The organism is Caloramator sp. CAR-1 (assembly GCF_030546345.1).
Classification (GTDB): domain Bacteria; phylum Bacillota; class Clostridia; order Clostridiales; family Caloramatoraceae; genus Caloramator; species Caloramator australicus.
The window spans coordinates 44,224-58,735 of record NZ_JAUONW010000046.1; the positions used below are offsets into that span (position 1 = coordinate 44,224).

Annotated in this window: 11 protein-coding genes; 1 reads left to right on the top strand and 10 read right to left on the bottom strand. The window is 35.5% G+C overall.

Features of this window, described 5'->3' with window-relative positions; translation table 11 throughout:
• Window positions 1-6: 6 nt before the first annotated feature.
• The 4 genes from Q3V94_RS12885 to Q3V94_RS12900 all read right to left on the bottom strand — a co-directional run bounded on the left by Q3V94_RS12885 (window position 7) and on the right by Q3V94_RS12900 (window position 7,476).
• Window positions 7-4,080, bottom strand: coding sequence for a TIGR02680 family protein (locus Q3V94_RS12885; protein ID WP_303528311.1), 4,074 nt, complete (start codon window positions 4,078-4,080; stop codon window positions 7-9).
• Entirely contained in the window at window positions 4,067-5,227 is a 1,161-nt protein-coding gene (locus Q3V94_RS12890) for a TIGR02678 family protein (RefSeq protein ID WP_008907616.1), read from the bottom strand. Before Q3V94_RS12890 ends, Q3V94_RS12885 begins: the two co-directional genes overlap by 14 nt.
• 26 nt (window positions 5,228-5,253) lie before the next feature.
• A complete protein-coding gene (locus Q3V94_RS12895) occupies window positions 5,254-6,741 on the bottom strand; it encodes a TIGR02677 family protein (RefSeq protein ID WP_008907617.1) in 1,488 nt (495 codons plus the stop codon).
• A 129-nt stretch (window positions 6,742-6,870) separates the two neighbouring features.
• Window positions 6,871-7,476 carry a 50S ribosomal protein L25 gene (locus Q3V94_RS12900; RefSeq protein WP_008907618.1) on the bottom strand — a complete coding sequence of 202 codons (606 nt, stop codon included), beginning with the start codon at window positions 7,474-7,476 and terminating at the stop codon, window positions 6,871-6,873.
• Between the two features lie 215 nt (window positions 7,477-7,691).
• On the opposite strand from Q3V94_RS12900, the gene Q3V94_RS12905 reads away from it, so the two are divergent.
• Window positions 7,692-9,158 carry an aminotransferase class I/II-fold pyridoxal phosphate-dependent enzyme gene (locus Q3V94_RS12905; protein WP_303528320.1) on the top strand — a complete coding sequence of 489 codons (1,467 nt, stop codon included), beginning with the start codon at window positions 7,692-7,694 and terminating at the stop codon, window positions 9,156-9,158.
• A gap of 16 nt (window positions 9,159-9,174) precedes the next feature.
• On the opposite strand, the gene Q3V94_RS12910 is transcribed toward Q3V94_RS12905, so the two are convergent.
• The 6 genes from Q3V94_RS12910 to Q3V94_RS12935 all read right to left on the bottom strand — a co-directional run.
• Window positions 9,175-9,999 carry a hypothetical protein gene (locus tag Q3V94_RS12910; RefSeq protein WP_303528323.1) on the bottom strand — a complete coding sequence of 275 codons (825 nt, stop codon included), beginning with the start codon at window positions 9,997-9,999 and terminating at the stop codon, window positions 9,175-9,177.
• Window positions 10,000-10,024: 25 nt separating this feature from the next.
• Complete coding sequence (locus Q3V94_RS12915) at window positions 10,025-10,678, bottom strand: MgtC/SapB family protein (RefSeq protein WP_303528326.1); 654 nt, start codon at window positions 10,676-10,678, stop codon at window positions 10,025-10,027.
• 145 nt (window positions 10,679-10,823) lie between these two features.
• On the bottom strand, window positions 10,824-11,390 hold the full coding sequence (locus Q3V94_RS12920) for an indolepyruvate oxidoreductase subunit beta (RefSeq protein ID WP_303528328.1): 567 nt from the start codon (window positions 11,388-11,390) through the stop codon (window positions 10,824-10,826).
• Window positions 11,383-13,152 (bottom strand): indolepyruvate ferredoxin oxidoreductase subunit alpha, encoded by a 1,770-nt coding sequence (gene iorA / locus Q3V94_RS12925; RefSeq protein ID WP_303528330.1) that lies wholly within the window; start codon window positions 13,150-13,152, stop codon window positions 11,383-11,385. Before iorA ends, Q3V94_RS12920 begins: the two co-directional genes overlap by 8 nt.
• Before the next feature lie 16 nt (window positions 13,153-13,168).
• Complete coding sequence (locus Q3V94_RS12930; RefSeq protein WP_008907624.1) at window positions 13,169-14,071, bottom strand: phosphate butyryltransferase; 903 nt, start codon at window positions 14,069-14,071, stop codon at window positions 13,169-13,171.
• 159 nt (window positions 14,072-14,230) lie between these two features.
• On the bottom strand, window positions 14,231-14,512 hold a 282-nt coding region (locus Q3V94_RS12935; protein ID WP_303528333.1), incomplete at its 5' end, for a UPF0236 family transposase-like protein.

Below are 14,512 nucleotides of genomic sequence, written 5' to 3' on the forward strand. Positions count from 1 at the left end.
ATCCCCCTAACAAACAAGTTCCTTAACTTTACCGTTCCAATGGTATCTTATGACGGTAACAAAGTCTGCATTATCTTGTCTTATAAGTTCGCATATAGAAAGGGAAGGAACTGTATCATAATCTCCCCAAAGTATCTGTGAGTTTACAATAAAGTCAAGTTCAAGTTCCGTTAAGAGCCTAAACATATCCCTAATATTTCTTTCATCGACGCCAGCAAAGGCCTCATCAAGGGATATTATCCTTGGGCAGTCCATCCTTGCCCCCTCATATCTTGCATAGACGGCTGAAAATAATGGGACATACATCGCCATAGCCTTTTCTCCACCGCTAAATTGGTAAAAGGCATTGTTTGTTAGCTCCTTTGGATTTTGTCCTGAGCGTTTATAATAAAGTTTAAACTCAAACCATTTCCTATAATCTAAAATTTCCTTTATTATGCTGTGGAAGGATTTTGCTTTACCGAGTTCTTCTTGGATCCTTCTTGCATCGTTTATTTTTGCTCTAAAATGTTGGGAAAGTTTATTTAAATCTTCGATTTTCATTATGCTGCCTTCCTGCCTCAAAAGTTCAACAAGCTCGTTGGTGTCAAGCTGATTTTCTCCCTCGGCTTTTTTGCTGCTCCATCTTAAGCTAAAGGAAAGACCACTGGAGGTATCCATCGACTCCATTAGTTTATTCATCTTTTTAACCCATTCCTGTGCATGATATATCTTAGACCTTATTTTTTTGCTTATGTTGTTTACCAATATATCCTCAAAGAGCTGTCTATCGCTTTCCCTTAAAAGGCTTTCGTTTTCATTTATCCCTTCTTCTATAAATTCTAAAAGGTCATAAAGGTCAACTTCCCTTCCCCTTACCTTTCCTCTAATTGCAAGGCGCTTTGTTTTAGACAGGGCTTCTTTTATATCTTCATCTTCTGTATCGATATTTTTTTCAAAAATAGTATCCATCTTTAAAATATACTCCCTAAGGTAGGGGCTGTTCTCGTTAAATTTGGAGTAAAGGCTGTTTATATAGTCCTCCCTTTGTTTATCCTCTTGCTTTATTTCTTTTATAATCCTTTGGGCAAGTTTTATTGCATCTTCATCCTTTGGAGTTTCTATAAAGCCTAATGCATATTCTTCTTTAAAGGCATCTTGATGAAGGTTAAACAATATCTCTTTTCTTTTTATTTTATTATCAATCTCTTCTAATTCCTTTATAGCTTTAGTGTATCTTTCCTCTTCCTTTGCTCTTTTTTCAACTTCTTTTTCTATAAGGGAAGGGATTTCCCTAAGGTTTTTAATGCAGTCCTCTATTTCGTTTTTTATTTCTTCATAATTTGAGATTTTTAGCTGTTCCTTTAAGGAGTCTAATAGGAGCTCCTGCTCCTTTAGTTTTATCTTTATGCTGTTAAGATCGTAAATTATTATTTCAATGTCCTCTTGGATGAGTTTTAGATTTTCTTCTGCTGCCTTTAAGTTTTCTATGTTTTGGAGAAATTTTCTATGGGAATTTTCAAGTTCATATAAAAGTTCTCTATATTCCCTTGAAGCTTCTAAGGCGCTTTTGAATGTATCAAGATCAGCCTTTAGGTTTATTTTATTGGTAAGTTCATATACCCTTTGCTTGATTTCCTTGAGCCTTTCAAATATTTTGATTTCTTCCTTTTCTTTTATTGAAATATCCTCTATTGCCCTTTCAAGTTCAAATTCTGCGGCTGTAACAGTGTTTATGGCTATTTTTAAGTCATCTGGCCTTGGGCAGGAATTTAGCTCTTTTTTTAATGTTTCTAATTTTTGATATATCATTTCTAATTCTTCTTTTATTGTTTGGATTTCCCTTTCAAGTTGGCTTTTTTGTTCTTCAAGATCCTTGATTATTATTTCTCTATATCTTTTTCTTGCTGAAGCGCCGATGAATTTAACACCTTCAGTCATGTTAGTTTTCCCTTTTAAAATTCCAATAGAATATTCTCCCTTTTCGTTAAGGTAAGTTGCACTTCCTTCATCTATCATTATGCTTTTAAGGCTGTTTACAATATCCTCCTCTTTAATACCATCAACATCGATCTTGTCAACCTTTAAAAATTGAGTTAAATCATGCATAAGATATGCCGGTGATGGGAAAATATATTTATCTGCCATGTATTTGTCCATTTCAAAAATCTTTTCTTTGTATTGTCTTGGAACTATAAGAGCATCAAGGATTCCCATATCGCAAAGGGCAGATTCTATAAAAGATTTTACTTCCCCCGAAAGGCCGTCGACAAAATCTACAGCTTTATAAAATGGGATAAAGGGTATGTTTTCCTTCTTTAACCTTTCTCTGTTTTTTATAACCGCCTCTTTTCTTTCAGGTTCAGGATCTTTTTTGTTTTTCCACTCGCCGATTTTATCGTTAAGCTCTTTAATGTTTCCTTCTAAATTTTCTTTTTTGAATTTTAACTTTAAGATTTGGCTGTTTAAAATGGTTTCTATTTTATTAAACTCCTCCCTTAAAAGAACAATAACTTCATCAAAGCTGCTGTCTTTGTTAAAATTATTTATAACCTGTGAAATTTTTATTAATGATTCATCGGATAATCTTAGTTCGTTGTTTTCTTTATGCCATTTGTAGATTTTTTCTATAAGTTCCTCTTTAATTTCCTCCAATAAAAGCTTTGCTTCATTTAGCTTCTTTTCCTTATAATCTTTTTCCTGTTTTGCCCTTTCTAATACCTTTAGAGCTTCATCATAAAGTTTATTTATCCTTTCAAGTTCCTCTATTCCTTCTTTTGCCTCCTCTAAGTTTTTTATGTGTTTCGATAATTTTTCCTTAACAAAGCTAAAATTGTATTCTACTTCTATATTGTTTTTTAGCTCATCCTTTAAAAATGCCTGCTCATCAAAGTCAAATTCAGGGTATAAATCGTCCATTTGAAGGATTATATCCTCTACCTTTTTTAATAGAATTTCCTTATTATCCTTTAATTTGTTTAACTCAAATTGTAGCTGTCTTTCCCTTTGTCTTTTGGTTTCTTCTTGGGAAATCTTCTCATGCTTTTGTTTTTTAAGGCTTTCTATAAAGTCCTCAACTTCTTTTATTTTTTCTTTAATTTTGAGGCTGTCATGGACCTCAAGCTGCCTTTTTTTGTTTTCATAGAAGGCTTGTTTTATTTTAAGTTCCTCAATATTTTTAGAAGCCGTTTCAAATTCTTTTTTTGAGTTTTCCTTTGACCCTTCAAGCTCTTGTTTATTTTTTAGAAGTTTCTGATATTCATTGTATATGTTGATTAGATTTTTAGCCTTATCAAGAAGCATAAAGCGGTTGTATTTATCGTAAACATCCTTTATCTTCTCTGCAGCTTTTTTGCTTTCCTTAAGCTCATCCAGCCTTATTTTTATGTTATCCATATTTTCAATGGCCTCCGACATAGGCCTTAAATCGTCGTCTGATAGGGGCTGAAGAGAATTTTCAAGTATTTCGTATATAACTGTAGGTCTAAACTCCTTTGAAAGCTTGGGTGAACGAAGCTGAACTAAGAGTTTTATAAGTTCGTCGTAGTCGTCGATGTCTTCGTAGCCGAATAATAGATCGTTGACCATTTTCATGTAATCCTTTTGCGCTTCTACTACCCTTCCACCGCCTCCTATTCTATTTTCCAGCTCTTTTTTGCTAAGTGGGACCTTATCTCCGATGTCTTTATAAAGGAAAAAATTATGGCCTATCCTTCTTCCATCGGTTATGGCAAAGCCCCATGATTGGATGGGTTTTCCCCTTTGGGCTTTAAAACCCATTCCTATTGTAATATAATTTCCGCTCTCCTTCTTTTTAAATTCCATATAAAGATACGAAGTCCTTTCTTCGAGTTCTGACCCCTCATCTCCTAAAAGATAGTTTTCAATCCTTCTTGCCTTTGAGCCAAAGGGATCAAGCCTTTCGGGGCTCTTGTTCCCGTCAAGCAAAAGGGGGATAAAGCTTTGCATTGTTACGGATTTTCCAGAGCCGTTTGCCCCTCTTAAAAGTAGCCTTCCGTCAGAAAAATTAAATTCCTCTTCATCGTAATACCAGAAGTTTATAAGGCCTGCCCTTTCTATTATCCATCTATTTTGCTTCATCTAAAGCCACCTCCCTTTCCATTTCCTTTGAATAAAAATCATCGGGATAACGTCCTACAACCTTACCGCACAGAGGTAAAATTTTTATTTCCTTTTCGCTTACTTTTATCATGTTAAGCATCTCCATAAAGTGTATTATTTCGTTATACAATTTTTCAAAATCCATTTCCCTATACTCTTTGCTCCAGCCTGCTGAGTTTAAGGCCTTTAGTTCTTTGACCATCGTTTCAAAAAAAGGCTTTGAAATGGTTATTATATCATCGTTGTCCGGCTTTAGCTTTCCTGTTTTAACCATATTGGTTATCATATAATTCATTTGAAGTATTATATCATTAAGGGTTGTCCCATCTGGAAATATGCTTTTATATGTTTTGTTTTGGGGTAGCACAACCATTGCACAATTTTTGTGAACATGAAGCTCTAGGCCTAAATATTTTTCAAGGTCGTTCTCTATTGAGCTTCTTTGCTTTTTGATGTAGTCAAAATCAGGATCAAAATCCCCTTCTTTATAGACGACAGGCGACATTAAAAGTTTTCTATAGGCTCTTTGGCGCCTTATGACGCCTTTGTCTTTATCTATATCTAATTCCTCTTCCTTTTCAAAGTCCTTATATGAAGTGTAGTTTAATATATTCATTGAAAAGCTCCTTGTAAAATATCTTGAAAGGCCTGTATTTTCGTATAGAACTTCGGTTGATGCATCGTTTGTAAATTTTGATTCATCACCATCGTCCACCTTAAGCATCCCCATTTTTGTTGCAAAACGCAACACTTTAACAAGGCTTTTTCTATGTCTAAATAGGGTCCAATCTATCTTTTCACCTGGATAATTTGCCTCGATAAACTCTGTTATACTTGATAAAACAAACTGCTCCTCTTTGCCCTTGTCCTCTAAAAACATTAAAAGAAGGCATAAAAAAGCATATTCCATAGGACTATCAAACTCCTGTATTCCCATCCAGGCTTCTGCCTTCCCTGGAATTTTTTCAAGTTTAATAAGCTGTGTATTTTGGATGATATGGTATCCAAGTTTTTCAGCTAAAAAGTTTTTAAATTCAGGAATGGCATCTTTAATTTGATAAAAAAGCTCCTTATCTTCATCTTTTATTATCCAAAAATTATCGAGAAGTAACTCAAGTTCCTTCATCCTTAACTCTCCTTTGGGGACGTTTCTTATGAACCGTCCCTAAAAATTATTTTAAAGGCTGGCATTGTAAATTCACCATCATCGCAAACTATTGTGCATTTTTGGTTTGGTAGGTCTGGTGGGACTATTTTGTATTTTATTCCAGTCTCAGTTTTTGATGTAAAATCGGGAGAATTCAGCCCCTTTGATAGCCACCTTAAAAGGGATATTCTAATACTTTGTGGAATTTTAGGAAGGTTTGAAAAGTCAATAATCCCGTTTTTTATGTAGTTTTGTATTAATTCCTGTTCCTGCTGTCTTGATTTTAGTATATTTTGTAGAGTAATCTCCTTTTTTTCAAGGTTGCTTTTTATTGGGCTTCTTTCGGACTTTTCTTTGTAGTTTCTAATCTTAGGCTTTATAATGTAAAGGCTTGGTATTTCATCATAGGGGCTTGAGTTTATACTTTCGGTGCTTCTTGGGGCATTTGTTTTTATATGGTAAGGGTTAAATATGCCAAAGCAAAGGGCCGAAAGTTTGTGGGCTTCGTTAATATCCTTGCAGGTTGTAAATAGCTGGGCAAGTTTTTTGTATTCCTCTTTGCGGTTTGCTGCACTGTTTCGGCTCTCTGAAATTTGTGCCGCATATCGGGTTATTTTTCGTATTATTTCATTGGTGATGTCAAGAAGCCTTGTGGCTTCACTTTCTTTGGCATTTGAAGGCAAAAACCAATTTTTAATGTTTCTCCATTTTGATTCGATGTTTTCCTTTATTTCCTCTTCTGTTGCCTCGTTGTTTATTTTGGGTATTGACTTTTCATGTAAAAAAATCTTTAAAAGCAAAGCATTTTCCGTATGTTCATTTATTTGTTTTAGTATGCCTTCAATTGAAATTATGTGCTGTTGAAGCTCCTTTATGAAGTTTCTAAGGTATTCTATGAATTTATCCTTGTATAGTAGAAAGGCGCTTGTCTTCATCATCTCCTCAGCCTTTAGACTATAAAAGGAGCCAAGATAATCTTTGTAGTTTTTATTAAGCCTCTCAAAGTCGCTGTTTAAGTCCTTCCACCACTGGTTAGCCACTTTTTCATCGGAATTTATTATTTGCGGGATTTTTATAAAGGCTTCTTTTATTCTTTCAAGTAGTGACGGTTCAAGGGAGGCTGTCTCAACATGCAAGGTTTCAAGCTTGATAATCATTCTTTCGATTTCAATGGAATAATCAGAAATTTGGTATCTAAATTGTTTGTTTTTAAACTCTTCAACCGATGAAACTTTTGAGGTATCTTGAACAGGAATTAAATTTTTCCATTGAACAAGGTTGTCAAGGTCCTGCTTTAGCTGCTCCATCGTGTAATCCTCAAATTGGCTATGTTTTTTGAGCTCTTCAAATACATCCTCCTTGTATAGCCAATACTTCATTCTTTCATATTGAAGGTAGAAAAAACGCATAATAACCCTATATCGCGAGGCATTTTCTGCCGTTAAATATCTTACTTCATCTATCTGTTTTTGAAGTTTAGCATTGATTTCCAAAGTATCACCGCCTATTTGAAGGTTTCCCTTTAAATTTTATCACAAGTTTAGGGACGGTTCATTAGTTTTATAAATTTTGCTGGTTAAAAAGTGATAATTTTAATGAACCGTCCCTTTTTAAGCAGGCAGCTATTCGATGCTGCCATCAGCATGAACTACTATTTCCTTTTCAACTTCTTCAGCTTCCCTTACAGTCTCGCCTGCTTTTACAAGGGTTGCAAGGAGCATGTTAGGCGGTGCAATTATGGAAATCTCCTCAGAAACCTCAAGGTCAGCAACTGTGATTTTATCCTTGTTAAGATTGGTTATATCTACAGAAAGATATTTAGGAACTTTATCTACGCTGCACTCCACTTCAACTTCGTCTTGAACCTTTTGAATAACAGCGTTCATGTTTCTTAAGTATTCTTCTCCCTTTATAACTATCGGAACCCTTGCATGAACTTTTTCCTTTTCGTTTACTTTGTAAAGGTCTATATGTAGAACTTTTTGGCTTACTGGATCCTTTTGGACTTCCTTTATCATGGCTTTATAGTTTTTACCATCAACATCAACATCTACAATGCCGTGTTCGCCTACTTTTCTAAGGACGCTACAGACCTCAAGCTCACCAAACTCAACCAACATATTGTTTATATCCCTTCCGTAAAGGTTAGCAGGAACATGACCTGTTCTTCTTAATTTATGGGTATCACCCTTTGTATTATGTTCCCTAAGATGCGCATGTAAAATCATCCTATCCCTCCTTAAAGTTTTATCCTTTAAGGAGTATTTCCATTTTTTGATGTTTTATTCTTGGGGACGGTTCTTTAGTTTTATAAATAATGAACCGTCCCTATCATAAATTTTAAAATTTAACGCAAACTTAATATAAAACAATTGCATTCTATAAAACATTGAACTATAATATAATTCGTTTAAATTTTTTATGAAAGAGGGTGCATATCACATTGTATAAGATGGATCAAACACAGACTCCTATTTTTGATGCTTTAATGGAATACCATAATAGAGATACTGTTCCCTTCCATGTTCCCGGGCACAAAAGGGGAGACGGAATGGACAACAAGTTCAAGGACTTTGTTGGTTCAAACATACTTTCAATCGATGTTACTGTTTTTAAGCTTGTTGACAGCCTGCACCATCCAACAGGTCCTATAAAAAAGGCTATGCAGCTTGCAGCGGATGCATACGGCTCTGACATGGCGTTTATTTCAATCCATGGAACATCCGGCGCTATTCAAGCAATGATAATGAGCGTTGTTAAAGAAGGCGATAAGATTATAATCCCAAGAAATGTTCACAAGTCAGTTACAGCTGGTATAATCCTTAGCGGTGCTGTTCCTGTTTATATGCAGCCAGAGATCGATAAAAACATAGGAATCGCCCATGGCGTTACTCCTGAAACTGTTGAAAGGACAATAAAGGAAAATCCTGATGCCAAAGCTGTTTTGATAATCAATCCTACTTACTATGGAGTTGCTACTGATATTAAAAGAATTGCTGAGATTGTCCATTCTTATGACAAAATTTTGATTGTCGATGAAGCCCATGGACCCCATTTAGGATTTAATGATAAATTACCTATTTCAAGTATGCAAGCTGGTGCAGATATATGTGCCCAAAGCACCCATAAAATAATCGGTTCAATGACTCAAAGTTCATTTTTGCAGGTTAGAGCTGGAAGGGTTGATATAAATAGAGTTCAACAGGTTATGAATCTTTTGCAAACAACTAGTCCATCTTATCCTCTTATGGCATCCTTAGACGTTGCTAGAATGCAGATTGCAACAAAGGGTAAGGAGCTTTTAGACAGAGCCATTGAACTTGCTGAGTATACAAGGGAAAAGATAAACCAAATTCCTGGCCTTTATTGCTTTGGAAAGGAAATATTAGGTCAGCCAGGTGTATATGCCCTTGATCCTACGAAGATAACTGTTACTGTAAGGGGCCTTGGACTTACTGGATATGAAGTTGACCAGATTTTAGCAGATGAATATCATATTCAAATGGAACTTAGCGACCTTTACAATATCCTTGCTGTCGGATCCTTTGGAGATACAAAGGAAAAGATGGATAAGTTTATTGATGCTCTTAAGGATATCAGCGATAGATACTATGGAACAAGGGAAGTTAAGGGTGAAGTTTTAGATATTCCTGCAATTCCAAAGCAGGTTTTAACCCCAAGGCAAGCCTTTAATGCAAAGAAATGGTCGCTACCACTTCATGACAGCATTGGAAAGGTTTCAGGGGAGTTCTTGCTTGCTTATCCTCCTGGAATTCCAATTGTTTGTCCAGGTGAAATAATAACTCAAGAGATTGTTGACTATGTTCAGGCTCTTAAGGATGCGAATCTTTATGTTCAAGGAACTGAGGATCCAGATGTTAACTTTATAAAGGTTGTAGATATGGAATAAGGCTGCACGAGCAGCCTTATTCTCTTATAAGCTTTAATTTATTGTTTATATTTACGTTATCTTGAGTCTTTAAAAATTCAATGTATCTTTCTTCGTTCATATCAAGTATTCTGTCGTAAATTATTAATATATTTTTAAGCTTGTCCAAAATCACTTCAAGCCTTGTATATCTTTGTGACATTCCATTAAACTTATTTGAAATTTTCTTTTTGTTTTTACTGGATAAATCCTTTAGTGAATCGTAATATGCCCTTCCTTTGTTTATTTCCTTAACTCTTCTAAAGTTCACAAGGAGCATGTCCCTATAGCATTCTAAAAGCTCCTCTATCATCTCTGAATTAACAGCAAAATCTACATCCTCATATTTTTTTGTAATTTTTATATATTCCTCAAGGGCCCTGTTGTTTTCTATTTTGCTTTCTGGTAGTTTTTTTAGAACATTAATCACTGTATCGATTCCCTTTATGTTTTCAGAATTTAGCAAAGTTAACACATCAATAGCATCGTTGTAATTTATCGTTTCTTTTTTGATTTCTTTTTCAGGCGTTATAGCCTTTTTGAGCCTTTCGATGCTGTCATCATCTAAAAGGATATCCAAATAATAGGAAAGCTTTACAACTTCCCTTTGGACCCTTTTATCGCTAACCTTAAAACCATCATTTGTAAGGACCAATATGCCTGTTGGACTTTTTTCAAAAAATGAGGATTTAAAGAATTCTAAAACCCTATACAATTCTCCTTCAAATTCGATAGGCAGTGATAATTTTACATCCTCTTTGGATTTTTTATACTTTTCTGCTATAGCTTTGTATCTTCCAAGTTCATTAGTATATACTCTCATAAGCACCTCCGGGACGGTTCGTTAGTTATATTAATTTTATTTCTTTTACGCTTTTTATTTTTGTTAGCATCTCTATTATTTGATTAGCGTTAATATAATTAGGAGCTTTAAGGTTTAAAAAGATTATCGCTTCTTCATCTTCTCCTCCTGATATTTCAATTCCAATTATGTTAACGCTTAATTTTTCAAGCTCCTTGCCAATATTCCCTATAACTCCTGGGATATTTTCTGTTACAAGCTGTAGGTTAAAATATTTTGCCTCCTTTGAAATCTTTTGTTCTACTATCTTTAGTCCCCTGAGGGATAAAAATACAAAAAGGGTTGCAAAAAGCGATTCAAAGTAAAGCCCTGCACCTATAGCAAGGCCAATGCAAGCAACAGTCCAAAGGCTTGCTGCAGTGGTTAGCCCTTTAACGTTTACCCCCTCTTTAAGTATGGTTCCTGCACCTAAAAAGCCTATGCCGCTTATTACCTGGGCACCAAGACGAAAAGGATCAATCGAAGCTAAGCCCTTTTGACGAATATAGTTAAAAGAGATTATTTGGACAAGAGCAGCCCCAATGCAAACCAAAATATGAGTTCTAAGTCCAGCTGGCCTGTTTTTATGCTCCCTTTCATAGCCAACTATTCCACCGAGTATAAGGGCTAGTAAAAGCCTTAAAAAAGTTTCTAAATACATTTAATCACCTCAGGGACGGTTCATTAATATTTACTTTTAATTTATGCAGTTATATAGTAATTATACAACTTGTCCAAGAAGAATAAAATAGGGGACGGTTCTTAATTTTTTTAAATTTTAAAAAATTAAGAACCGTCCCCATATATTATTTCATGCCTTCTTTTATTGCTTTGATATTTATGTCATGCATTTTTTCAGGAAGATTTTCTTTTATTACGCTTTCCCAATCAAGGTTTTCAACTCCTAATGCCTTTATTAGGGCACCGAGTAGAACGATGTTTTGTGCCTTTATATTTCCAAGTTTTTCAGCAACTTCAGCTGCGTTAAATACAACTACGTTTTCTACATTTTCCTTTAGCTTTTGGATAACATCGTCTGGATAAACCTCTTGTCCAACTAATACAGATTGTGGATATATTTCATAATCGTTAACAACTAAAGTTCCACCCTTTTTTAGGTATTTTATCCATCTTGCAGCTTCAACCTTTTCAAAGGCAACAATAACATCTGCTTCGCCTTCTCCAATTAAGGGTGAATACACCTTTTCTCCAAATCTAACTTGAGTTGTTACGCTTCCTCCTCTTTGGGCCATACCATGAACTTCGCTCATTTTAACATCAAATCCAAACTTTACAAGCCCCTCTGTTAAAATTTTTGATGCAAGTATAATCCCTTGTCCACCAACTCCAACAAACAATAAGCTCTTAGTCATTCCATTCACCAACCTTTTCTATCGCATTAAATGGACAAACTTGTAGACATACTGTGCAGCCGTTGCACATATCCTTATCTATTACTATATTTCCATTCTTGAATGCAACTGCTGGGCAGCCAACCTTTAAGCATAACTTACACTTTCTACATTTATCTTGATTTACTTTAACATATCTTCCTGCCCTCTTTTTCAATACATCCTTTAATAGAGCACATGGCTGTTTTGTTATTATTACAAATGGCTCAGTTGCATTATATGCATCCTTTACAGCCTTTTCTGTTTCATCAAGTTTATATGGATCAACAACCCTTATATTTTCTTCCTTAACTCCGCATGCCTTAACTATTCCCTTTATATCTATAACCGGCGATATATCTCCCTTAAGTGTCTTTCCTGTTCCTGGATTTTCTTGGTGTCCTGTCATGGCAGTTATGCTATTGTCAAGGATCACTGCAACTATCGGGCTGTTGTTGTAAACTGCATCAATAAGCCCTGTAATTCCTGAATGGAAGAAGGTTGAATCTCCAACTATACCGAATATTTTATTTTTCCTCTTTGCCATCATGGCAGCCTTTTCAAAACCAATTGCTGCTGAAATTCCTGCCCCCATATCTATAACCGTATCAGTAACGTTTAATGGTGGCATCATTCCCAATGTATAGCAGCCTATATCACCTGTAGCTATAATATCTTTATATTTACTCATAGCATAGAATATTCCTCTATGTGGGCAGCCTGGACAAAGAACTGGAGGTCTATTTGGCACTTTTACATCAACTGAATAAGTTTCCCTTTCCTTTTCACCTAAAAGTGCCCTTCTTATTATATCTGGATTTAGCTCACCACAAATTGGAATCAATTCTTTTCCTATGCAGTTTATTCCTAAAGCCTTAACAAAGGTTTCAATGTATGGCTCGTTTTCTTCAATAATATAGAGCTTGTCTACTTTGCTTGCAAATTCTTTTATTAATTTATCTGGAAGTGGGAATGTAAATCCAAGTTTTAGGTATGATGCATTATCTCCAAACACTTCCTTTGCATATTGGTATGATACACCGCTTGTTATGATTCCAATCTTAGTGTCTCCCCACTCAATCCTATTTAATGGAGTAGTATTTGAATATTCTTGAAGCCTTTTTAATCTTTCTTCAACCTCAACATGCTTTACCCTTGCATGGGCTGGAATCATAACGTATTTTTTGACATCCTTTTTATATTCCTTAACTCCAACTTCCTGTCTTTCGGAAAGCTCTACTATGGATTTTGAATGGGCGATTCTTGTTGTGATTCTAAATAAAACAAGCGTATCAAACTGTTCGCTAATTTCAAAGGCTGCCTTAATAAAGTCTTTACATTCTTGGCTGTCGGAAGGTTCGATCATGGCAACCTTAGCGTGCTGTGCATAGAGTCTGTTGTCCTGTTCGTTTTGTGAGCTGTGCATGCCTGGATCGTCTGCTGTAACTATTACAAAGCCGCCATTAACCCCTTCATAAGCCATTGTAAAAAGAGGGTCTGCTGCAACGTTAAGTCCAACATGTTTCATTGCAGATAATGCTCTTGCACCTGCAATTGATGCACCTGCTGCAACTTCAACAGCTACCTTTTCGTTTGGTGCCCATTCTGCGTAGATTTCTTCATACTGTGCAATGTTTTCTAAAATTTCTGTGCTGGGCGTTCCTGGATATGCCGCAGCAACGGTGCAGCCTGCTTCATAGGCGCCCCTTGCAATGGCTTCGTTGCCCGTCATTATTTTTTTCATCTTAACTCCCCCTTGATTATGAATTGGCGATTAAGCTTCCAAGTGCTATTGAATATAACTTTGATTCATGGGTATCAGCTCTTGATACTAAAACAATTGGGCACTTTGCACCAACTATTATTCCTGCTGACTTTGCCCTTGCAAAATATGTCAAACTCTTTCCGAGCATATTTCCTGCCTCGATATTTGGAACTAAAAGTATATCTGCCTCTCCTGCAACCGGACTTTTTATCCCCTTATGCTGTGCTGCTTCCTTTGATATTGCGTTATCTAAGGCAAGTGGGCCATCGATTATACAGTCTTTAATTTGCCCCCTTTGATTCATCTTTGAAAGGATAGCAGCATCGATTGTAGCCTGCATATCAGGATTTACAACTTCAACAGCACAAAGCGGTGCTACATGGATAGGGCTAATTCCAAGAGCCTTTGCAACCTTAACTGCGTTTTGAACTATTTGAACCTTTTGTGTTATATCGGGATATGTTACCATGCCGCCATCGGTAAGAAGAATTAGTTTGTGATAAGTCTCTACGCTGTATACCATGACGTGGCTTAATAGGTTATTTGTCCTAAGGCCTATTTCCTTATCAAGAACTGCCCTTAAAAGATCTGCAGTTCCAATAAGGCCCTTCATTAAAAAGTCTGCCTTTCCTTGGGATACTAAGGATACGGCAACCCTTGCGCTTTCAACTAAGTTTTTAACATCAACGATTTCGTAATTCGACAAATCTATATTATTTTCATCGGCAATTTTTTTAATATCTTCAGCGTCTCCTACTAAAACTGCGTCAATTAAACCTAAACTTCTTGCATTTTCCACTGCAAGTAAAACTTCAACATCGTTTGCAGCTGCAACAGAAAGCTTCATTTTCTTACGGCCTCTAACTGCATCTAAAAGTTCATCAAAATTTCTAATCATACATTGCCCTCCTTTCATTACACCTAATATTTTATCAAATAATTATAATTTTCGCAAAATTTTTTATTTAAAAAGATAGTGTCAAGATATTGTAGGTTAATTTTTATAGACAACCCCTTAAATTAGCTAGTTTCAAGGCGTTTGTTAAATTTAAAAAACTTAAATTATATTTTCATATTTTATTGATTTTAATATCCTGTAAATTGGCGTTACTTTCCCTATGTTCAATATCGTTATATTATTCATAACTTCACGTGAAGATTTATTTATCTTTCTTATCGCTTCTTTTATTTTCTTCTTACTTACCTTGAAGGCTTTTTCATCTTCCTTAAACACACTTATTTCCCTTAAATTTCCTCCATTCTTGCTAAATACCCTTAGCTTTGCCATTATCTTTAATCCTTCCTTGCTCCATCCTAATGGCCTGCTGCTTAATCTCGC